At 69.6% G+C, this 19,532-nt stretch carries 16 protein-coding genes; 9 read left to right on the top strand and 7 right to left on the bottom strand.

Annotated elements, in window-relative coordinates:
• Nucleotides 1-21 precede the first annotated feature (21 nt).
• From EDC36_RS12010 to EDC36_RS12000, 3 genes are read right to left on the bottom strand one after another with little or no spacing between them, the layout of a single operon-like run.
• Nucleotides 22-3,273 carry an error-prone DNA polymerase gene (locus EDC36_RS12010; RefSeq protein WP_279388355.1) on the bottom strand — a complete coding sequence of 1,084 codons (3,252 nt, stop codon included), beginning with the start codon at nucleotides 3,271-3,273 and terminating at the stop codon, nucleotides 22-24.
• Nucleotides 3,266-4,534, bottom strand: a complete 1,269-nt coding sequence (locus tag EDC36_RS12005) for a DNA polymerase Y subunit UmuC family protein (RefSeq protein ID WP_132963505.1) — start codon at nucleotides 4,532-4,534, stop codon at nucleotides 3,266-3,268. The genes EDC36_RS12010 and EDC36_RS12005 overlap by 8 nt, the downstream gene beginning before the upstream one ends.
• Nucleotides 4,473-5,207, bottom strand: coding sequence for an SOS cell division inhibitor SulA (locus tag EDC36_RS12000; RefSeq protein WP_132963504.1), 735 nt, complete (start codon nucleotides 5,205-5,207; stop codon nucleotides 4,473-4,475). Before EDC36_RS12000 ends, EDC36_RS12005 begins: the two co-directional genes overlap by 62 nt.
• Nucleotides 5,208-5,356: 149 nt before the next feature.
• Between EDC36_RS12000 and EDC36_RS11995 the strand changes: the two genes are divergently transcribed.
• On the top strand, nucleotides 5,357-6,577 hold the full coding sequence (locus EDC36_RS11995; RefSeq protein WP_132963503.1) for a DesA family fatty acid desaturase: 1,221 nt from the start codon (nucleotides 5,357-5,359) through the stop codon (nucleotides 6,575-6,577).
• Between the two features lie 153 nt (nucleotides 6,578-6,730).
• Here the strand turns inward: EDC36_RS11995 and rpmG are convergent, their stop codons facing one another.
• From rpmG to trxB, 3 genes are all read right to left on the bottom strand, one after another.
• The gene (rpmG, locus tag EDC36_RS11990; RefSeq protein WP_132963502.1) at nucleotides 6,731-6,901 is read right to left on the bottom strand and encodes a 50S ribosomal protein L33; all 171 of its coding nucleotides are present in this window, start codon (nucleotides 6,899-6,901) and stop codon (nucleotides 6,731-6,733) included.
• Nucleotides 6,902-6,929: 28 nt separating this feature from the next.
• Nucleotides 6,930-7,163 (bottom strand): 50S ribosomal protein L28, encoded by a 234-nt coding sequence (rpmB, locus tag EDC36_RS11985; protein ID WP_132963501.1) that lies wholly within the window; start codon nucleotides 7,161-7,163, stop codon nucleotides 6,930-6,932.
• A gap of 318 nt (nucleotides 7,164-7,481) precedes the next feature.
• Complete coding sequence (gene trxB, locus EDC36_RS11980) at nucleotides 7,482-8,441, bottom strand: thioredoxin-disulfide reductase (RefSeq protein WP_132963500.1); 960 nt, start codon at nucleotides 8,439-8,441, stop codon at nucleotides 7,482-7,484.
• A 112-nt stretch (nucleotides 8,442-8,553) separates the two neighbouring features.
• Here trxB and EDC36_RS11975 point away from each other — a divergent pair, with 112 nt between their 5' ends.
• From EDC36_RS11975 to lysS, 8 genes are all read left to right on the top strand, one after another.
• Complete coding sequence (locus tag EDC36_RS11975; protein WP_132963499.1) at nucleotides 8,554-10,992, top strand: DNA translocase FtsK; 2,439 nt, start codon at nucleotides 8,554-8,556, stop codon at nucleotides 10,990-10,992.
• Between the two features lie 54 nt (nucleotides 10,993-11,046).
• A complete protein-coding gene (lolA, locus tag EDC36_RS11970) occupies nucleotides 11,047-11,697 on the top strand; it encodes an outer membrane lipoprotein periplasmic chaperone LolA (protein ID WP_132963498.1) in 651 nt (216 codons plus the stop codon).
• Nucleotides 11,698-11,741: 44 nt separating this feature from the next.
• Nucleotides 11,742-13,073, top strand: coding sequence for a replication-associated recombination protein A (locus EDC36_RS11965; protein WP_132963497.1), 1,332 nt, complete (start codon nucleotides 11,742-11,744; stop codon nucleotides 13,071-13,073).
• A gap of 247 nt (nucleotides 13,074-13,320) precedes the next feature.
• A complete protein-coding gene (locus EDC36_RS11960) occupies nucleotides 13,321-14,250 on the top strand; it encodes a branched-chain amino acid ABC transporter permease (RefSeq protein ID WP_132963496.1) in 930 nt (309 codons plus the stop codon).
• Between the two features lie 20 nt (nucleotides 14,251-14,270).
• Complete coding sequence (locus EDC36_RS11955) at nucleotides 14,271-15,380, top strand: ABC transporter permease subunit (protein ID WP_132963495.1); 1,110 nt, start codon at nucleotides 14,271-14,273, stop codon at nucleotides 15,378-15,380.
• Between the two features lie 18 nt (nucleotides 15,381-15,398).
• Complete coding sequence (locus EDC36_RS11950) at nucleotides 15,399-16,169, top strand: ABC transporter ATP-binding protein (protein WP_132963494.1); 771 nt, start codon at nucleotides 15,399-15,401, stop codon at nucleotides 16,167-16,169.
• A gap of 1 nt (nucleotide 16,170) precedes the next feature.
• Nucleotides 16,171-16,899 (top strand): ABC transporter ATP-binding protein, encoded by a 729-nt coding sequence (locus EDC36_RS11945; RefSeq protein ID WP_132963493.1) that lies wholly within the window; start codon nucleotides 16,171-16,173, stop codon nucleotides 16,897-16,899.
• Nucleotides 16,900-17,013: 114 nt separating this feature from the next.
• Nucleotides 17,014-18,564 carry a lysine--tRNA ligase gene (gene lysS / locus EDC36_RS11940; protein ID WP_132963492.1) on the top strand — a complete coding sequence of 517 codons (1,551 nt, stop codon included), beginning with the start codon at nucleotides 17,014-17,016 and terminating at the stop codon, nucleotides 18,562-18,564.
• Here lysS and rpoH read toward each other — a convergent pair whose 3' ends face one another.
• Nucleotides 18,565-19,524, bottom strand: coding sequence for an RNA polymerase sigma factor RpoH (gene rpoH, locus EDC36_RS11935; protein WP_132963491.1), 960 nt, complete (start codon nucleotides 19,522-19,524; stop codon nucleotides 18,565-18,567).
• Between the last annotated feature and the right edge of the window lie 8 nt (nucleotides 19,525-19,532).

The following is a 19,532-nucleotide window of genomic DNA, read 5'->3' as shown; positions in this document are numbered from 1 at the left end:
GTTCCCGGGGGGACGCGCCGTTCAGTGGAAATCGTGGCTCGCGCTGTTCAGGTGGCCCAGCAAGTCGCTGGCGTCCAGCAGTTCGTGCGCCAGCAAATGGGTCACCGTGTGCGGGGGCTGCCCTTGGCGTTGCCAGCGCCCGCGCACCAGCAGCAAGCGCGCATGGCGCCAGATGGCCTCGGTGCGCTCGGCCAGCGCGGCGCGCACGATGATCTGCACGCTGCCACTGTCGTCTTCCAGCGTGATGAACAGGGTGCCGCGCGCGGTGGCAGGGCGCTGGCGTGCCGTGACCAGCCCGGCCACACGCAGCCACGCCCCATGGGGGCGGCTGGCGGCGTCGGCGGCGCGGGTGTGCGGCGGTAAGCGAGGGCGCAGCAGCGCCAGCGGGTGGGCGCGCAGGCTCAGGCCCAGCGCGTCGTAGTCGGCCCACACGTCCTCGGCCAACGTGGCCGCTGGCAGCGGCGCCGCAGGCTCGGCGGTAGCGGGTTGGGACGGCGCGTGCGCCGGCAGCGCCAACGGTGGCTGCCAGGCGCTGGCGTGCCACCACTGCTGGCGGCGTGGGCCAGCCAGGCTGGCCAAGGCGTCGGCCTGGGCCAGCGCCTGCAGTTGCGCACGGCTCAGGCGGGCGCGCTCGGCCACGTCGTCCACACTGACAAAGGCGGCGTGCGCGCGCGCCGCCACGATGCGCGCCGCTGCCTGCGGCCCCAGCCCACGCACGAGCCGCAACCCCAGCCGCACCGCGGGCTGGGGCGGCTGCGCCGCTGGCGCGCCGGCGCTGGGCATGGGGTCGGGGGGCTCCAGCGTGCAATCCCATGCGCTGTGCAGCACGTCCACCGGACGCACCTGCACGCCGTGGCGGCGTGCATCCTGCACCAGTTGCGCTGGGCCGTAAAAACCCATCGGTTGGGCGTTGAGCAGCGCGGCCACGAACGCGGCTGGCTCGTGGCATTTGAGCCACGCGCTGGCGTAGGCCAGCAGCGCAAAGCTGGCGGCGTGGCTTTCCGGAAAGCCATATTCGCCAAAGCCCTGGATTTGCTGCACGATGCGCTCGATGAAGTCGGCCGCGTAGCCACGCGCCGCCATGCCGTCGCGCAGCCGCTGCTGCAGCGGCTGCAGGTCGCCGCGGCGGCGCCACGCGCCCATCGCGCGGCGCAGCGCGTCGGCCTCTTCGGCGCTGAAGCCGGCGGCCAGCATGGCCAGTTGCATCACCTGCTCCTGAAAAATCGGCACGCCCAGCGTGCGTTGCAGCGCCGGCGCCAGCTGCGGGTGCAGATGCCGCACCGGCAGGCCGCGGCGTTGGCGCTCCCGCGCGGCCAGGTAAGGGTGCACCATGCCGCCCTGGATCGGGCCAGGGCGCACGATGGCCACCTGCACCACCAGGTCGTAAAAGCACGCCGGGCGCAGCCGCGGCAACATGCTCATCTGCGCGCGGCTTTCGATTTGGAACACCCCCACGGTGTCGGCGCGTTGGATCATCGCGTAGGTGGCGGGGTCGTGCGGAGGGATGTCGGCCAGCGTCATCGGGCGGCCGCGCCACTGGCTGACCAGGCGCAGCGCACCGCTGAGGGCGCTGAGCATGCCCAGCGCCAGCACGTCCACCTTCAGCATGCCCAGCGCGTCCAGGTCGTCCTTGTCCCACTCGACGAGGGTACGGCCGTCCATCGCCGCCGGCACCACCGGCACGCTCAAGTCCAGCGCCCGGCGCCCCAGCACGAAGCCGCCAGGGTGCTGGCTGCGGTGGCGCGGCAGCGCCAGCAGTTGCTGCGCCAGGGCCAGGGCACGCTGCACCACGGGGTCGTCGGCGGCCAGCCCGGCGTCGGCCAGGTGCTCGGCGGTGAGCTGCGCCGGCGGACGGCGCCGGCACCAACGCGCCAGCCGGTCGATCGCCGACGGCGCCAGCCCCAGCGCCCGCCCCACGGCCCGCACGGCGCTGGCGGGCTGCCACGTGATGACGCTGGCGGCCAGGGCGGCGCGCTGGCGGCCGTAGCGCTGGTACAGGTACTGGATGACCTCTTCGCGGCGCTGATGCTCGAAATCGACGTCGATGTCGGGCGGTTCGGCGCGCGCGCGGCTGATGAAGCGCTCGAACAGCGTGTGGCCGCGCGCCGGGTCCACTTCGGTGATGCCCAGGCAGTAGCACACCGCGGAATTGGCCGCCGAGCCACGCCCCTGGCACAGGATGCCGCGCTGGCGTGCAAACGACACGATGTCGTGCACGGTCAGGAAGTAGTGCTCGTAGCGCAGTTCGGCGATCAGAGCCAGTTCGTGCGCGAGTTGTTGCTGCACCCGTGGGGGCACGCCGTGGGGGTAGCGTTGGGCGGCGCCGCGCTGCACCAGACGGCGCAGATGCCCGATGGGCGTGCGGCCCGCCGGCACCAGCTCGGGGGGGTATTCGTAACGCAGTTGATCGAGCGAAAACTGGCACCGCGCCGCCAGCGCGTGCGCCTGCGCGCGCAGCGTCCACGGGTAATGCTGACGCCAGCGGGCCGCGCTCCACAGGCGCGCCTGGGCGTTGGGAGGGCACGCCAGCCCCAGTTCATCCACGGGGCGGTGCAGCCGCACGGCGCTGAGCACCTCCAGCAGCCCCTGCTCGTCGGCGCAGGCCATGCGCACCGTTGGGGCGGCCGCCACCGGCAGGCCGTGGCGCGCGCCGCAGGTCTGCAGCAGCTCGATCCACGCGCGGTCGTGCAGCCAGCCGTCGGCGCTGGCCCCGAGCCAAACGCGGTCGGCAAAGTGCTGGCGCAGCCGCACCGCCCAGGCGTCCAGCGCCTCGGTCCACGTGGAACGGCTGGCCAGAGGCAGCGCCCAGCTCCACGGCAGCGCCAGCAGCGCGCAGCCGGGCAGCGGCGGCACCTGGGGCCAGCTGGCGTGCAGGGGCAAAGCCTCGGGGTCGTGGGGGCTGGGCGACCCGGGCGTGTGGTGGCGGCGCAGGTGGCTGATCCAGCGGCTGATGGCGCCGTGGCCGACACGGTTCATGGCCAGCGCCACCAACGTAAAACCACCGCCAGGCAAAACCGGGTCGGCCACACGCCAATGCGCCCCCACCAGCAGCCGCAAGCCGTGGGTGCGCGCGGCCACATGGGCCCGCACCACGCCGCCCAGCGTGCAGGCGTCGGCCAACCCCAGCGCGGTGTGGCCCAAGGCGTGGGCCTGCTGCACCAGGGTTTCGGGCGTGGCGCTGGCTTGGGCAAAGCTGTAGGCGCTTTGCGCCCACAGCATCAACGGGGTGGCCGCCGGCCGGGGCGGCTGAGGCCGGGACGAGGGTTCAGGCATAGATGCCTCGCAGCCACCAACACCGGCGGTCGCCGGCGTCGTCGCGGGTGATCCACAGCACGCGGGCGTGTCCGTCGGTGGCGATGTAGCCAAGGTGCGCGGCCCCGCTGGGGTCACGCAGCCGCAACGGCCCCAGCAGGCAGCGCAGCGGCTGGCCACGGTGCAGCGGCTGGCCCGTGCCGTCGCAGGCCAGGGGATGCGCCTGCGGCAGCCACCACGGCGGCAGCCACGCGCTGTCGGGGGGCAGCGGTGGCGTGGGCGCCACGGGGTCGTGGCTCGCGCGCGGGCGTTGGCGGGCGTGTGGCGTCCAGGCGGCGCGCAGCGCTAGGCCGTGCACACGCTCGGGGCCCAGGCGCGCTTGCAGGCGCTCCAGCACTTCGTCCCAGCACACCGCGCTCGGGGCGGTGGTGCCGCGCAGCCAGTCGTCGTTGGGGGCGTGGTGGGTGGCCACCTGCAGCGTGCGCAAGGTGAGTTGCTGCACCGGCCGCGGCAGCGGCAGGCGGGCCAGCCGTTCGTGCAGCAAGCGTTGCAGCCGGGTGGCGTCGTGCACCGGGGTGGGGTGTTGCAGCACCAGCGCTTCGGGCGCGTGCGGCGGCCAGCCCAGCGCCCAGCGCAACACGCCCAGCCGTTGCCGCTGCAGCCAGGTTTGCAGTTGATGCAGCAAGCGCTGCGCGGCGAAGGCCAGGGCGGTGGCGTCGGCGGTGGGGGCGGGCAGCTCCAGCGTCGCTTCGAACACCGGCGGCGCCTGCCACAGCGGCAGCGCCGTGGGGGCCAGCGCGTAGCATTGGCGCAGCGCCTGCACCAAGTCGGGGCTGGTGCGCGCGGCCAGCGCCGGCGCTTCCTGCTGGCGCAAGGCGCCCAAAGTGCGCAGGCCCAGCGCATGCAGCGTGGTCAGGTGCGGCTGCGCCGCGCCAAGCAGCGCCACCGGCAGCGCATCCAGCTCGTCGGTCCAGGTGTGCGGCGCCAGCGCGCGCCAGCCCCCATCGGCGGGGGTGGTGCGTGCCACGGCCAGTGCCGCCAGCGCCGTGGGGGCCACCCCAACACGGGCCCAGCCGGCGCTGCGCAGCGCCGGCCACAGGCGCCGCAGCAGCGCGGCGCGGCCGCCCAGCAGCCGCAGCGTCGTGGTCACGTCGGCCACCCAGGCGTCTTCCAGCGCCGCCACCGCCGGGGCATGGGCGGCCAGCAGCGCGGCCGGCGGCTCAAGCTGGGCAGGCGCGGGCTGGCTGGGCAGGCAGGCGATCCACAGCGGGGGCGGGGGCATGATTTCGCGGGGTAGGGGGGAGCCATTCGCACCAAGGCCAAGGCGCGCTGAGGTCGAGCGGGTGGTGCCGCGGTGCGCCGCGGCGCTTGCGCACCCACACCAGCAGCCCCTCAGGGCCCTTGGGTTGCACGTGCAGGCGCAGCACCGCGGCGCTGCTGGGCGAAGCGTGCGCCTCGGCCACGCTGAGCAACACCAGCGGCGCGGGCCAAGCGCCCCCGCCGTCGGTGGAACAGCGGGCCTGGTGGGCCGCGTGTTGCAGCCGCTGGGTGGCCGCCCAGGTGGGGTGGCGCAGGTGCAGCCACAGCAACGCCACGCTGGGGCAACCCAGCAACTGCTGGGCGCACCACAGGGTCTGGGCGTCGTCGTCGGTGTGCACGCACCACAGGCGTGGCGTGTCGATACCGTGGGCGGCCCAGGCGGCGGCGTTGGGTTGCAGCGGCAGGCCCAGCAGCACCACCTGGCCCTGGGCGCTGGCGCTGCGCAGCGCGGGCAGCCAAAGCCGCCACGCCAAGGTGCCGGCCGGGTGACTGCATTCGACCAGCGCCCCCAGCGGCCAGCCACCGCCGGGCAAGGCGGCGTCCAGCGCTGCCCAGCCGGTGGGGTGGGTGGGGTGGGCCGGGGGGGCGAGCTGGTGGGCGCGCCACACGTCGTTGCGCTGAAGCACGGATTGCATGCCGAATACTGTACAAAAAAACAGTATGCGGTGTCCAGCCACGCTGCGCTTGCGCACGACGGCGCGTTTGCGCCTACAATGGATCTCGTCGCAGTGGGCCTGCAGGGTCGGCTGTGGCGTTTGTTGGTGTGTTTTGGCAAAGGTTTTGCATGTTGTTTTCGGATTCGGGCTGGAATGCCTTCGTCGACTTTTTGGCCCAGGGGCTGACCGCAGCCTCGTGGTGGCAGATCGTTCTGTTCACCCTGGTGATGACCCACATCACCATCGTCAGCGTCACGCTGTACCTGCACCGCCACCAGGCGCACCGCGCCCTGGACCTGCATCCGGCGGTGGCGCACTTTTTCCGTTTCTGGCTGTGGCTGACCACCGGCATGGTCACCAAGGAGTGGGCGGCCATCCACCGCAAGCACCACGCCAAGTGCGAGCAAGACGGCGATCCCCACAGCCCGCAGGTGTTCGGCATCCGCAAGGTGCTGTGGGAAGGCGCTGAGCTGTACCGCGCCGAGGCCGCCAACGCCGACACGCTGCGCCGCTACGGCCACGGCACGCCCGACGACTGGATCGAGCGCAAGCTCTACACGCCCCACTCACGCTTGGGGGTCAGCCTGATGTTGATCCTGGATGTGCTGCTGTTCGGCGCGGCAGGTCTGGCGGTGTGGGCCGTGCAGATGGCGTGGATCCCGTTTTGGGCTGCCGGGGTCATCAACGGCATCGGCCACTACTGGGGTTACCGCAACTTCGAGTCGGCCGACGCCAGCACCAACGTGTTTCCCTGGGGCATCATCATCGGCGGCGAGGAGCTGCACAACAACCACCACACCTACCCGACGTCGGCCAAGTTTTCCGTCAAGCCGTATGAATTCGACCTGGGGTGGGTGTACATCAAGGCGCTGGCGGCGTTGGGGCTGGCGCGGCCCAAGAAGGTGCCGCCCAAGCTGGCCTTTGGTGACGTCAAGCCGGTGGCCGACGAGCAAACGCTGGAGGCCATCGTGGCCAACCGCTATGAGGTGATGGCCCGCTACGCGCGCGAGATGCGCGCCGCCGTGCAGGCCGAGTGGGCGACGCTGCGCGCGCAGGTGCGGGATGAGTCGCTGTTGAAGCTGGCGCGCCGCTGGCTGCACCGCGACACCGACAAGGTGCCGCCCCCGGTGCGCGAGCGGCTGCAAACGCTGCTGCAAGCGGCGCCCACGCTGGCCACGATGCACGCGATGCGCGAAGAGCTGCGCCGCCTGTGGTCGGACGCGGGCCTGTCGCGCGAGCAGATGGCGCGCGAGCTGCAAGCCTGGATCCAGCGCGCCGAGCACAGCGGCGTGGAAGCGCTGCGCCAGTTTGCCCAGCGGCTGCGCGCCGCACGTTTGGTCGCGGCCTGAGAAGGGCGGCCGGCCGCGCGGGTGGCCGGCCCGCGCACCGTCCGCAAGCAAAAACCGCCGCACCCCGGCACGGGATGCGGCGGTTTGTTTGTTAGGGCCTCGCCAGAGCAGCCCTGCGCCACGTTGGCGCCGGGCGGCCGAGCCGCCCGCGCATCACTTCAGCTTGGCTTCTTTGTACTCGACGTGCTTGCGCGCCACCGGGTCGTACTTCATGAACGACAGCTTGTCCGGCGTCGTCTTTTTGTTCTTGGTGGTGGTGTAGAAGTGACCGGTACCTGCGGTCGATTCCAGCTTGATTTTTTCGCGTCCGCCTTTGGCAGCCATGATGGACTACTCCTTGGTTCCGTGCTGTTTAGGCCTGGCCGCGGGCACGCAGGTCGGCCAGCACCGCTTCGATGCCCACTTTGTCGATCAGGCGCAGCGCCGCACCCGAGACGCGCAGACGCACCCAGCGTTTTTCGCTTTCGATCCAGAAGCGACGGGTTTGCAGGTTGGGCAGGAACCGACGCTTGGTCTTGTTGTTGGCGTGGGAAACGTTATGTCCCACCATGGGCTTTTTGCCCGTGACTTCGCACACGCGTGCCATGATGTTGGTCACTCCAATCGAAGATCCAGCGGCCTGCTGGCGTTGCAACGCTGGCAGGCCGCACCTCGCCCGTGTCCTGTGTTGTGCCGCCTGCCACACGTGGAGTGCCAAATCATGCGATCGGGCAAACGCGGTTTCGATCGAAACACGGCGTGTGGACGGCTCCGGCTCACGGGCGGCCTGTTTGCCGCGCATGGCCGACGCTCCGGCCCTTGCGGCAGCAAACCCTACATTATACAGGGCCGTCCAACCCGTGGCGAGCGACGGCCCACCGGCAGGGCGGCTGGGCCGCTGCGCCCGCCGCCGCGGGGACCACGGTCATGTGGGTTGCTGCTCCAGGAAGCGCTGCGCATCCAGCGCCGCCATGCAGCCCGTGCCCGCGCTGGTGATGGCTTGGCGGTAGACGTGATCCTGCACGTCGCCGGCGGCGAACACGCCGGGGACGCTGGTCATCGTGGCCATACCGTCGTGCCCGCCGCGGGTGAGGATGTAGCCGTCCTTCATGGCCAACTGCCCCTGGAAGATCTGGGTGTTGGGGCTGTGGCCGATGGCAATGAAGACACCTTGCAAGGCCAGCGTTTCGGTGGCGCCGGACTCCACATGGCGGATGCGCACGCCGGTGACGCCCGAGTCGTCGCCCAGCACCTCGTCGAGCACGTGCCACAGCTTGAGTTCGATCTTGCCCTCGCGCACCTTGTCCATCAGCTTGTCCACCATGATGGCTTCGGCGCGGAAGGTGTCGCGGCGGTGGATCAGCGTGACCTTGCGCGCGATGTTGGCCAGGTACAGCGCTTCTTCAACCGCCGTGTTGCCACCGCCCACGACGCACACGTCCTGCCCGCGGTAAAAGAACCCATCGCAGGTGGCGCAGGCGCTCACGCCCTTGCCCATGAACGCCTGCTCCGACGGCAGCCCCAGGTATTTGGCCGACGCCCCGGTGGCGATGATCAGCGCATCGCACGTGTAGGTGCCGCTGTCGCCCACCAGCGTGAAAGGCCGCTTGGACAGGTCGGCGGTGTGGATGTGGTCAAAGACGATCTGGGTGTGGAAGCGCTCGGCGTGCTGCTGAAAGCGCTGCATCAGCTCGGGCCCCTGCACGCCGTTGACGTCGGCCGGCCAGTTGTCCACCTCGGTGGTGGTCATCAGTTGCCCGCCTTGGGCCAGGCCGGTGATCAACACCGGCTTGAGGTTGGCGCGGGCGGCGTAAATGGCGGCGGTGTAACCGGCAGGGCCGGAGCCCAAGATCAACACGCGGGCGTGCAAAGAGGTCGTGCTCATGGCTGGCATTGTACGAAGCCGGGCGGGGAGGGGTGGTCCGTGGGGCCACGCGGCCTGCTAAGCTAGCGGTTGCCTGTGCCGGGTGCAGGCGCTGCAACGTTGTCACGCACGCATGAGCCGAACCACCAACGCCTTTCACGCCGACCTGGTCGCACCGCCGCTGCGCGGTTGGCGCCGTTTCGCGCACGAGCTGGCGCTGCTGGCGGGCGCGGCGGCGCTGGGCCTGGTGGTGGTGGCGCTGCTGAGCCACCACCCGGCCGACCCGGCCTGGACCACGTCGGGCACCGGGGTGGGCTACCGCAACTGGGCCGGGGGGGTGGGCGCGTGGATCGCCGACCTGGGCTACGCGTTGTTCGGCGCGTCGGTGTGGTGGTTGGTGCTGGCCGGGTTGCGGGTGTGGCTGGCGGCGTTGGCGCGCTGGCTGCGCGGCAGCGTCACCATCGATCCAGCGGGGCCGCAGCCGGCGGCGGTGTGGCGCGCCGCGGGCCGCTGGGCGGCGCTGCTGGGGCTGCTGGCCGCCAGCGCGGTGCTGGAATGGACACGGTTGTACCGCTGGGACGCGTGGCTGCCCGGACACATCGCCGGTGGGGTGCTGGGGGCGATGCTGGGGCCGTTGGCGCTGCGCTGGCTGGGGGACGTGGGCTCGGTGCTGGTGCCGCTGACGCTGGGGGCGGCGTGCGCCTCGGTGGCGTTGCGCTTTTCGTGGGCGGGGTTGACCGAGGCCATCGGGGCGGCGCTGGAGCGCGCCTGGATGCGCTGGCGCCAGCGCCGCGAAGCGAGCGAGGACGCCCGCATCGGCCAGCGCGCGGCGCGCGAGCGCGGTGGCGCGGTGGCGGCGCGCGCGCCCGCTGCGCGCGAAGAGCCGGGCTTGGCGATGGCGGCGCCGCCGCGCCCGGCGTGCGCGAGCGAGCCGGCCGAGGCAGACCCCAGCGGCGAGGCGCCCGCGCCGTCGCCCCCGCAGGCGGCACCCGTGGCCCCCCGGTTGCACATCGAAGCGGCGGCTGCCGAGGTCGTGCCCAGCCCCCGCGTGGTCAAGGAGCGCCAGCAGGCCCTGTTCGCCGAAGGCGAATCGCCGTTGCCGCGGCTGGACCTGCTGGACCCCGCGCCGCGCCAGACCAGCACCGTGGCGCCCGAAACGCTGGAGATGACCAGCCGCCTGATCGAAAAAAAGCTGGCCGACTTTGGCGTCGAGGTGCAGGTGGTGGCCGCGCAGCCCGGCCCGGTCATCACCCGCTACGAAATCGAGCCGGCCACCGGCGTCAAGGGCTCGCAGATCGTCAACCTGGCCAAGGACTTGGCGCGTTCGCTGTCGCTGGTGTCGATCCGGGTCATTGAGACCATCCCGGGCAAAAGCCTGATGGCGCTGGAGCTGCCCAACGCACGGCGCCAGACCATCCACCTGAGCGAAATCCTCGGGTCGCAGGTTTACCACGAGGCCAAAAGCCTGCTGACACTGGGGCTGGGCAAGGACATCGCCGGTCATCCGGTGGTGGCGGACCTGGCCAAGATGCCGCACTGCCTGGTGGCGGGCACCACCGGCTCGGGCAAGTCGGTCGGCATCAACGCGATGATCCTGAGCCTGCTGTACAAGGCCGAGCCCAAGGACGTGCGCCTGCTGCTGATCGACCCCAAGATGCTGGAGCTCAGCGTCTACGAGGGCATCCCGCACCTGATCGCGCCGGTGGTGACCGACATGAAGCAGGCCGCCAACGGCCTGAACTGGTGCGTGGCCGAGATGGAGCGCCGCTACCGCCTGATGAGCAAGCTGGGCGTGCGCAACCTGGCCGGCTACAACGCCAAGATCGACGAGGCCGCCGCGCGCGGCGAGTCGATACCCAACCCGTTCAGCCTGACGCCCGAAGCGCCCGAGCCCCTGCAGCGCCTGCCCTACATCGTGGTCGTCATCGACGAGCTGGCCGACCTGATGATGGTGGTGGGCAAAAAAATCGAGGAGTTGATCGCCCGCCTGGCGCAAAAGGCGCGCGCCGCGGGCATCCACCTGATCCTGGCCACCCAGCGCCCCAGCGTCGATGTCATCACCGGGCTGATCAAGGCCAACATCCCCACGCGCATCAGCTTCCAGGTCAGCAGCCGCATCGACAGCCGCACCATCCTGGACCAGATGGGGGCCGAGGCGCTGCTGGGCATGGGCGACATGTTGTACCTGCCCGCGGGGGCTGGGCTGCCTACCCGGGTGCACGGGGCCTTCGTCAGCGATGACGAGGTGCACCGCGTGGTGGCCTTTCTCAAAGAGCGCTACGGCGAGCCGGACTACGTTGACGATGTGCTGGAGCCCGCAGCCGGCGAGGGTGCCGCGCTGGACGGCGTCACCGACGGCGATGGCGGTGGCGAAAAGGACCCACTGTACGACCAGGCGGTGGCCATCGTGTTGCAAGACCGCAAAGCCAGCATCAGCTACGTGCAACGCAAGCTCAAAATCGGCTACAACCGCGCCGCGCGGCTGCTGGAGGACATGGAAAAAGCGGGGCTGGTGAGCGCGTTGACCGCCAGCGGCCAGCGCGACATCCTGGTGGCCGCCCGTCCCGAATGAGGCAGGCGCGCCGCTCACCGGGAACCGTCGCGCCGGTCTGAACCACCAACCATCATGCAACGCCGACACGTTTTGTGCGCCTTAGGGGGGATCCTCGGGGCCCATGCCTTCACCGGCGCCCGGGGCCAAGCCACCGGCTTGGCTCAGTTCGAAGCTTTTGTCGTCAACGTCCGCCAGGGCCAGGCGACGTTCACGCAAACCGTCACCGCCCCGCCCCGGCAGGGCGAGCCGGCGCGCGTGCGCACGAGCCGCGGCGAGTTCAGCTTTCTGCGCCCCGACCGCTTTCGCCTGCACTACACCCAACCGTTCGAGCAGCTCATCGTGGCCGACGGCCAAACCCTGTGGCTGTGGGACCCCGACCTCAACCAGGTGAGCGCCCGTGCCCAAGCGCAGGCGCTGGCCAACACCCCGGCGGCGTTGCTGGCCAGCGCCGCCGACCTGCGCGCGGTGCGCCAGGTGTTCACGCTCAGCGAAGGCGAGCCGCGCGACGGTCTGGCCTGGGTGGAGGTCACGCCCAAAAGCCGCGAAGGTCAGATCCAACGCATGGCCATCGGTTGGCGCGACGGCGCCCTGGTCGCGCTGGACGTGCTCGATGGCTTGGGCCAGCGCTCGGAGCTGCGCTTTGGCCCGTGGCGCACGCAGGGGTTGACCGCGGCGGCGTTTCGTTTTCAGCCGCCGCCGGGGGCCGAGGTGTTGCGCCCGTGAGCGGGGTGGCGCCGCCGCGCACCCTGTTGCGTGACAATGGCGGCATGGCAGCCACGTTGCACGTTCCCTTGGCCGAACGGCTGCGGCCACGCTCGCTGGACGACGTCATTGGCCAGACCCACCTGCTGGGGCCGGGCATGCCGCTGCGCCTGGCGTTTGAAAGCGGCCGGCCGCACAGCTGCATCCTGTGGGGGCCGCCGGGCGTGGGCAAGACGACCCTGGCGCGCCTGATGGCGCAGGCCTTCGACGCGCAGTTCATCGCCATCAGCGCGGTGCTGGGCGGCGTCAAAGAGATCCGCGACGCCGTGCAGCAGGCCGAAGCGGCGCGCAGCGGACTGCACCCCCAGCCCACCCTCGTGTTCGTGGACGAGGTGCACCGCTTCAACAAGGCGCAGCAAGACGCTTTTTTGCCGCACGTCGAAAGCGGCCTGTTCACGTTCGTGGGCGCCACCACCGAAAACCCCAGCTTCGAGGTCAACGCGGCGTTGCTGTCGCGCGCCACCGTGTACGTGCTGCAACCGCTGACCGAGGGCGACCTGCAAACCCTGATCGACCGCGCGCTGGCCACGGGCGAGGTGCCGGCGCTGGACCCAGCGGCGCGCCAGCGGCTGGCGGCCTACGCCGACGGCGATGCGCGCCGGCTGCTCAACACCCTGGAAACGGTGGCTGTGGCGGCGCGTGCGCAGGGGCGCGGCCATGTCGATGATGCCTGGCTGCTGACCACGCTGGGTGAACGGCTGCGCCGCTACGACAAAGGCGGCGACCAGTTTTACGACACCATCAGCGCGCTGCACAAGAGCGTGCGTGGCTCCGACCCCGACGCCGCGCTGTACTGGTTGGTGCGCATGCTCGACGGCGGCGCCGACCCGCGCTACGTGGCCCGGCGCCTCATCCGCATGGCCACCGAAGATATCGGCTTGGCCGACCCGCGCGCGCTGCGGCTGGCGCTGGACGCCGCCGAGGTGTACGAGCGCCTGGGCAGCCCCGAAGGTGAGCTGGCGCTGGCGCAGGCGGTGGTGTACCTGGCCGTGGCGCCCAAGAGCAACGCCGTGTACACCGCGTACAAGGCGGCGCGCACCTTGGTGGCGCGCGAAGGCACCCGGCCGGTGCCGTTGCACCTGCGCAATGCGCCCACCGCGCTGATGAAGGCGCTGGACCACGGCCGTGGCTACCGCTACGCGCACGACGAGCCCGACGCCTTTGCCGCGGGCGAGCGCTACTTCCCCGATGGCATGGACGAGGTACGCCTGTACGAGCCGGTGCCGCGCGGGCTGGAGCTGCGCATTGGCGAGCGTTTGGCCGAGCTGCGACGCCGCAACGCCGAGGCGCGCGCGTCCGGCGGGTCACGACGCGCCGACGATCATCAGCCAAGCTAATGCAAACGCTGGTGCGTTGATGGGCGCGTGTTGCCTCCCACGCAGCGGGGGTCAATATTCGGGAAAACCCTGAGGCCGCCGCCCGTCACCTAGGGCAAACCAGCACGGTGGCGCCCAGGTGGCTTGGCTACAATCCCGCCACTTCAACCCGCCTCCGGCCGCAACACGGCCTGCCCTGGCGGGTTTTTTGCTAACCCGATGGGCCAGGAGCCACCGGGTTGGAGGTTCCTCACAACGGAGAGCTCTCATGGATGTTTTGCTTCAGCAGATCATCAACGGGCTGGTGCTGGGCAGCATGTACGCGCTGGTCGCACTCGGCTACACGATGGTCTACGGCATCATCGGGCTGATCAACTTCGCCCATGGTGACGTTTTGATGGTGGGCGCGCTGACCAGCTGGACCATCATCACCTGGGCACGCGACGCCATGCCCGGCATGCCTGGCTGGATGCTGCTGGCGCTGGCGGCGTTGATCTCGATGGTGGTGTGCGCGCTGCTCAACTTCAGCATCGAAAAGCTGGCCTACCGGCCGCTGCGCAACTCGCCCCGCCTGGCGCCGCTGATCACCGCGATCGGCATGAGCATCCTGATCCAGACCCTGGCGATGATCATCTGGAAGCCGGCGCCCAAGTCGTACCCGACGCTGCTGCCCAGCGAGCCGTTCAACCTGGGCGGCGCGGTGATTTCGCCCACGCAGGTCACGATCCTGGCCACCACGGCCATCGTGCTGTCGCTGCTGATGTACATCGTCAACAAGACCAACCTGGGCCGCGCGATGCGCGCCACCGCCGAAAACCCACGCGTCGCGGCGCTGATGGGCATCAAGCCCGACGTGGTGATTTCGGCCACGTTCGTCATCGGCGCGATGCTGGCGGCCATCGCCGGCATCATGTGGGCGTCCAACTACGGCACCGTGCAGCACTCGATGGGCTTCATGCCCGGCCTCAAGGCGTTCGTGGCGGCGGTGTTTGGCGGCATCGGCAACCTGGCCGGTGCGGTCGTGGGCGGTGTGGCGTTGGGGCTGATCGAGTCGCTGGGCGCGGGCTACCTGGGGCCGCTGACCGGCGGCTTTTTGGGCAGCCAGTACTCCGACATTTTTGCTTTCATCGTGCTGGCCATCGTGCTGACGCTGCGCCCGTCGGGCCTGCTGGGTGAGCGCGTGGCCGACCGGGCCTGAGGGTGCAGGAGGAACGCAACATGACCACAACGTCTTCTTCGTCCACCAAGGCCAAGTACGTGACGTTTGCGCTGGCCGCCGTGGGGCTGCTGGTGCTGCCGCTGCTGCTGCAAGCCACCGGCAGCAACTCGTGGGTGCGCATCGTCGATGTGGCCCTGCTGTACGTGATGCTGGCGCTGGGCCTCAACATCGTGGTGGGGTTTGCCGGCTTGCTGGACCTGGGCTTCATCGCGTTTTTCGCGGTGGGGGCGTACCTGTACAGCCTGCTGGCCTCGCCGCACCTGGCGGAAAACTTCCCCGCCATCGCGGCGGCGTTCCCCAACGGGCTGCACGTGAGCTTTTGGATCGTCATCATCCTGGCGGCCGTGCTGGCGGGCATCACCGGCCTGATCCTGGGCTACCCCGTGCTCAAGCTGCGCGGCGACTACCTGGCCATCGTCACGCTGGGTTTTGGTGAGATCGTGCGCATCTTCATGCTCAACCTGGACCGCCCGATCAACATCACCAACGGCCCCAAAGGCATCGCCGGTGTGGACGCGGTGACGGTGTTTGGCCACAACATGGCGCAGCGCCTCACGGTCGAGCTGGGGGGCTGGTCGTACACGTTCGAGTCGGTGACGCTGTACTACTACCTGATCCTGGCGTTTGTGATCATGACCATCGTGGTGGCGTACCGGTTGGCGGATTCGCGCATCGGGCGCGCGTGGATGGCGATCCGCGAAGACGAAATCGCCGCCAAGGCCATGGGCATCAACACGCGCAACCTGAAGCTGGCCGCGTTTGGCACCAGCGCCACCTTCGGCGGCATCGCCGGGGTGTTGTTTGCCTCGCTGATGCGCGGCGTGTACCCCGAATCGTTCGTGCTGATGGAGTCGGTGATGATCGTGGCCATGGTGGTGCTGGGCGGGCTGGGGCACATTCCTGGCGTGATCCTGGGTGCGCTGCTGCTGGCCGGTCTGCCGGAGCTGCTGCGCCACCTGGCCGGCCCGCTGCACCACCTGACCGACGGCCGCCTGGCCCCGGAAATCCTGCGTCAGCTGCTGATCGCGCTGGCGATGATCATCATCATGCTGCTGCGTCCGCGTGGCCTGTGGCCCGCGCCCGAGCACGGCAAGTCGCTCAGCAAATAACGGCGCAGGAGAGCTTTCATGACAGACACCATTCTCAAAGTCAGCGGGGTGTCCAAGCGCTTCGGCGGGCTGCAGGCGCTGTCGGACGTGGGCATCGAAATCAAGCGCGGCCAGGTCTACGGCCTGATCGGCCCCAACGGTGCGGGCAAGACGACGTTTTTCAACGTGCTGACCGGCCTGTACACGCCCGACAGCGGCAGCTTCGAGCTTGACGGCAAGCCCTACACGCCCACCGCGGTGCACGAAGTGGCCAAGGCGGGCATCGCGCGCACGTTCCAGAACATTCGCCTGTTTGCCGAAATGACGGTGCTGGAAAACGTCATGGTGGGGCGCCACGTGCGCACACGCGGGGGGCTGCTCAGCGCCATCCTGCGCACGCCCGGCTTCAAAGCCGAGGAGCGTGCCATCGCCGAGCGCGCGATGGAGCTGCTGGAGTACGTCGGCATCGCCAAGTACGCCGACTACAAGGCGCGCACGCTGTCCTATGGCGACCAGCGCCGGCTTGAAATCGCGCGCGCGCTGGCTACCGACCCCAAGCTGATCGCGCTGGATGAGCCGGCTGCGGGCATGAACGCCACCGAGAAGGTGCAGCTGCGCGAGCTGATCGACCGCATTCGGCGCGACAACCGCACCATCCTGCTGATCGAGCACGATGTCAAGCTCGTGATGGGCCTGTGCGACCGCGTCACCGTGCTGGACTATGGCAAGCAGCTCGCCGAGGGCACGCCGGCCGAGGTGCAAAAGAACCCCAAGGTCATCGAGGCCTACCTGGGCACCGGAGGACATTGAAATGGCCAACACCCTGTTGAAAGTCACGGGCCTGAAGGTCTCGTACGGCGGCATCAAGGCCGTCAAGGGCATCGACCTGGAGGTGCGTCAAGGCGAGCTGGTGACCCTGATCGGCTCCAACGGCGCGGGCAAAACGACGACGATGAAGGCCATCACCGGCATGTTGCTGGCCGAAGCGGGCGACATCGTGTACGACGGTCAAAGCATCCGCGGCGTGGGGTCGTGGGACCTGGTCAAGCGTGGGCTGGCCATGGTGCCGGAGGGCCGGGGTGTGTTTGCGCGCATGACCATCGTCGAAAACCTGCTGATGGGCGCCTACACCCGCACCGACAAGGCCGACATCCAGCGCGACATCGAGCGCATGTTCGAGCTGTTTCCGCGCTTGCGCGAGCGCAAAGACCAGTTGGCCGGCACGATGTCCGGCGGCGAGCAGCAGATGCTGGCGATGGCCCGCGCGCTGATGAGCCGCCCCAAGCTGCTGCTGCTGGACGAGCCGTCGATGGGCCTGTCGCCGATCATGGTGGACAAGATCTTCGAGGTGGTGCGCGACGTGCACGCGCAGGGCATGACGGTGCTGCTGGTGGAGCAAAACGCCCGCCGCGCGCTGCAAGTGGCCGATCGCGGCTACGTGATGGACTCGGGCGAGATCATCATGACCGGCGAGGCCAAGGCCATGCTGGACGACCCCAAGGTGCGCGCGGCGTACCTGGGCGAAGCGTCCGTCGCCTGAACCCCCGGCGGGCGTCCTACAATCGCGGGCTTGGCGGTTTCGATGGCCGCCAAGCTTTTTTGTTGCCCAAGGCGCCGCGCCGGCGCCTGCCTTGCTTTTTGCGGCTTTCGTACCATGACCCAGCCCGACCACACCCCCGCTGCGCCCCACGTCGACGACAACCAGCTCATCGCCGAGCGCCGCGCCAAACTGGCCGCCCTGCGCGAAGCGGCCCGTCACGGGGCCGGGCCGGCTTTCCCCAACGACGTGCGGCCGCAGCACACGGCGGCCGGCCTGCAGGCCGAGTACGGCCACATGAGCAACGAACTGCTGGAGCCGCTGCAGGCGCGCGTCAGCGTGGCCGGGCGCATGATGCTCAAGCGCGTCATGGGCAAGGCCAGCTTCGCCACCGTGCAAGACGCCTCGTTCGGCCCCACGGGCGGGCGCATCCAGCTCTACATCACCAAGGACGGCGTGGGCGAGGCCACCTACGAAGCCTTCAAGCACTGGGACCTGGGCGACATCCTGTACGCCGAAGGCACGGTGTTCAAAACCCGCACGGGCGAGCTGTCGATCAAGGTTGCGCGGCTGCGCCTGGTGGTCAAAAGCCTGCGGCCGCTGCCGGACAAATTCCACGGCATCCACGACCAGGAGCTCAAGTACCGCCAGCGCTACGTCGATTTGATGACCGACGTACAGGCGCGCCAGCGCTTCGTGGCGCGCAGCTTGGCGGTGACGACGCTGCGCGAGCACATGGTGCAGCAGGGCTTTTTGGAGGTGGAAACGCCAATGCTGCACCCCATCCCGGGTGGCGCCAACGCGCGGCCCTTCGTGACCCACCACAACGCGCTGGAGCAGGATATGTACCTGCGCATCGCGCCAGAGCTGTACCTCAAGCGGCTGTTGGTGGGTGGGTTTGATCGCGTCTTCGAGATCAACCGCAACTTCCGCAACGAAGGCATCAGCGTGCGCCACAACCCCGAGTTCACGATGATGGAGTTTTACGCGGCGTACTGGAACCACGCCGACATGATGGCCTTCACCGAGGACATGATCCGCCGCGTCGCGCACGCCGTGTGCGGTGGCGGCAAGCTCGTTTACCAAGGGCGCGACGTGGACCTGGACGCGCCGTTTGAGCGCCTGACCATCCGCGAGGCCATCCTCAAGCACACCGACGCCGGCGCGCGCGTGGACGACGCCGCGTGGCTGCGCGAGCAACTGCGCCGCTTGGGGGTGGACCCGGTCAAGGAGCGGCTCGATCAGCGCAGCCTTGCCGCGCTGCAGGTGCTGTACTTCGAGGAGGTGGTGGAAGACAAGCTGTGGCAGCCCACCTTCATTTGCAACCACCCGACCGAAATTTCGCCGCTGGCGCGCGCCAGCGACGCCGACCCCAGCATCACCGAGCGCTTCGAGCTGTACATCACCGGACGCGAAATCGCCAACGGCTTTTCCGAGCTCAACGACCCCGAAGACCAGGCCGAGCGCTTTTTGGCTCAGGTGGCCAACAAAGAGGCGGGCGACGACGAAGCGATGTACTTCGACGCCGACTACATCCGTGCGCTGGAGTACGGCATGCCGCCCGCCGGTGGCTGCGGCGTGGGCATCGACCGGCTGGTGATGCTGCTGACCGACAGCCCCAGCATCCGCGACGTGATCCTGTTCCCCGCGTTGCGGCGCGAGGGCTGATCAGGCGTAGGCTTCGAGCGCCTTGCGCAGCTTTTTGAGCGCGGCCGCTTCGATTTGCCGCACGCGCTCGGCGCTGATGCCAAACTCGGCGGCCAGCTCGTGCAGCGTGGCGCCACCGCTGCCATCGTCGTTGACCTGCAACCAGCGCGCGGTGATGATGCGCCGCGCGCGCTCGTCGAGCTGCGCCAGCGCCTGCTCGATGCCTTCGGTGGCCAGCAGCTCGCGCTCGCGCGCGGCCAGCACCTCGGTGGGTTCGTGGCGCAGGTCGGCCAGGTAGGCGATCGGCGCCTGCGGTTCATCGGCATCGTCCGCGGCGGGCAGCGGGTCCAGCGCCACGTCGTGGCCGCTCAGGCGCGTTTCCATCTCGATGACGTCTTCGCGCTTGACGTTGAGCTCACGCGCCACGACGTCGATCTCGGCGTCGGTCAGCCGCTCACGCAGCACCTCGTCGTCACCGGCGCCGGCCTTGACGCTGCGCTTGAGCGCGCGCAGGTTGAAAAACAGCTTGCGCTGCGCCTTGGTGGTGGCCACTTTGACCATGCGCCAGTTGCGCACGATGAATTCGTGGATCTCGGCCTTGATCCAGTGCACGGCGTAGCTGACCAGGCGCACGCCCTGCGCCGGGTCGAAGCGCTTGACCGCCTTCATCAGGCCGATGTTGCCCTCCTGGATCAGGTCGGCCTGCGGCAGGCCGTAGCCCAGGTATTGGCGTGAAATGGCCACCACCAGCCGCAGGTGCGACAACACCAGCTTGCCGGCGGCTTCCAGGTCGTGCTGCTCGCGCCAGCGCCGCGCGCACTCGCGCTCCTCGTCGGCGCTGAGCATCGGAATGCGGTTGACCGCGCTGATGTAAGCATCCAGGTTGCCCAGCGGCGGCAGCGTCAGCGCCGTGCTGCTCCACGACGCCGCCGGCAGCGTGGCCGCGGTGCTGGGGGCCAGGGCAAAAGACGTGCCGCTCATCGGTTCTC

It is taken from the genome of Tepidimonas ignava (assembly GCF_004342625.1).
Classification (GTDB): Bacteria; Pseudomonadota; Gammaproteobacteria; order Burkholderiales; family Burkholderiaceae_C; genus Tepidimonas; species Tepidimonas ignava.
This window is presented reverse-complemented; position numbering and strand designations above follow the sequence as displayed.

Excerpts from the sequence above, each read along its gene's own strand:
- EDC36_RS12010 (WP_279388355.1), bottom strand. The coding sequence starts at position 3,273 with ATGCCTGAACCCTCGTCCCGGCCTCAGCCGCCCCGGCCGGCGGCCACC.
- EDC36_RS12005 (WP_132963505.1), bottom strand. The coding sequence starts at position 4,534 with ATGCCCCCGCCCCCGCTGTGGATCGCCTGCCTGCCCAGCCAGCCCGCG.
- EDC36_RS12000 (WP_132963504.1), bottom strand. The coding sequence starts at position 5,207 with ATGCAATCCGTGCTTCAGCGCAACGACGTGTGGCGCGCCCACCAGCTC.
- EDC36_RS11995 (WP_132963503.1), top strand. The coding sequence starts at position 5,357 with ATGTTGTTTTCGGATTCGGGCTGGAATGCCTTCGTCGACTTTTTGGCC.
- rpmG (WP_132963502.1), bottom strand. The coding sequence starts at position 6,901 with ATGGCTGCCAAAGGCGGACGCGAAAAAATCAAGCTGGAATCGACCGCA.
- rpmB (WP_132963501.1), bottom strand. The coding sequence starts at position 7,163 with ATGGCACGCGTGTGCGAAGTCACGGGCAAAAAGCCCATGGTGGGACAT.
- trxB (WP_132963500.1), bottom strand. The coding sequence starts at position 8,441 with ATGAGCACGACCTCTTTGCACGCCCGCGTGTTGATCTTGGGCTCCGGC.
- EDC36_RS11975 (WP_132963499.1), top strand. The coding sequence starts at position 8,554 with ATGAGCCGAACCACCAACGCCTTTCACGCCGACCTGGTCGCACCGCCG.
- lolA (WP_132963498.1), top strand. The coding sequence starts at position 11,047 with ATGCAACGCCGACACGTTTTGTGCGCCTTAGGGGGGATCCTCGGGGCC.
- EDC36_RS11965 (WP_132963497.1), top strand. The coding sequence starts at position 11,742 with ATGGCAGCCACGTTGCACGTTCCCTTGGCCGAACGGCTGCGGCCACGC.
- EDC36_RS11960 (WP_132963496.1), top strand. The coding sequence starts at position 13,321 with ATGGATGTTTTGCTTCAGCAGATCATCAACGGGCTGGTGCTGGGCAGC.
- EDC36_RS11955 (WP_132963495.1), top strand. The coding sequence starts at position 14,271 with ATGACCACAACGTCTTCTTCGTCCACCAAGGCCAAGTACGTGACGTTT.
- EDC36_RS11950 (WP_132963494.1), top strand. The coding sequence starts at position 15,399 with ATGACAGACACCATTCTCAAAGTCAGCGGGGTGTCCAAGCGCTTCGGC.
- EDC36_RS11945 (WP_132963493.1), top strand. The coding sequence starts at position 16,171 with ATGGCCAACACCCTGTTGAAAGTCACGGGCCTGAAGGTCTCGTACGGC.
- lysS (WP_132963492.1), top strand. The coding sequence starts at position 17,014 with ATGACCCAGCCCGACCACACCCCCGCTGCGCCCCACGTCGACGACAAC.
- rpoH (WP_132963491.1), bottom strand. The coding sequence starts at position 19,524 with ATGAGCGGCACGTCTTTTGCCCTGGCCCCCAGCACCGCGGCCACGCTG.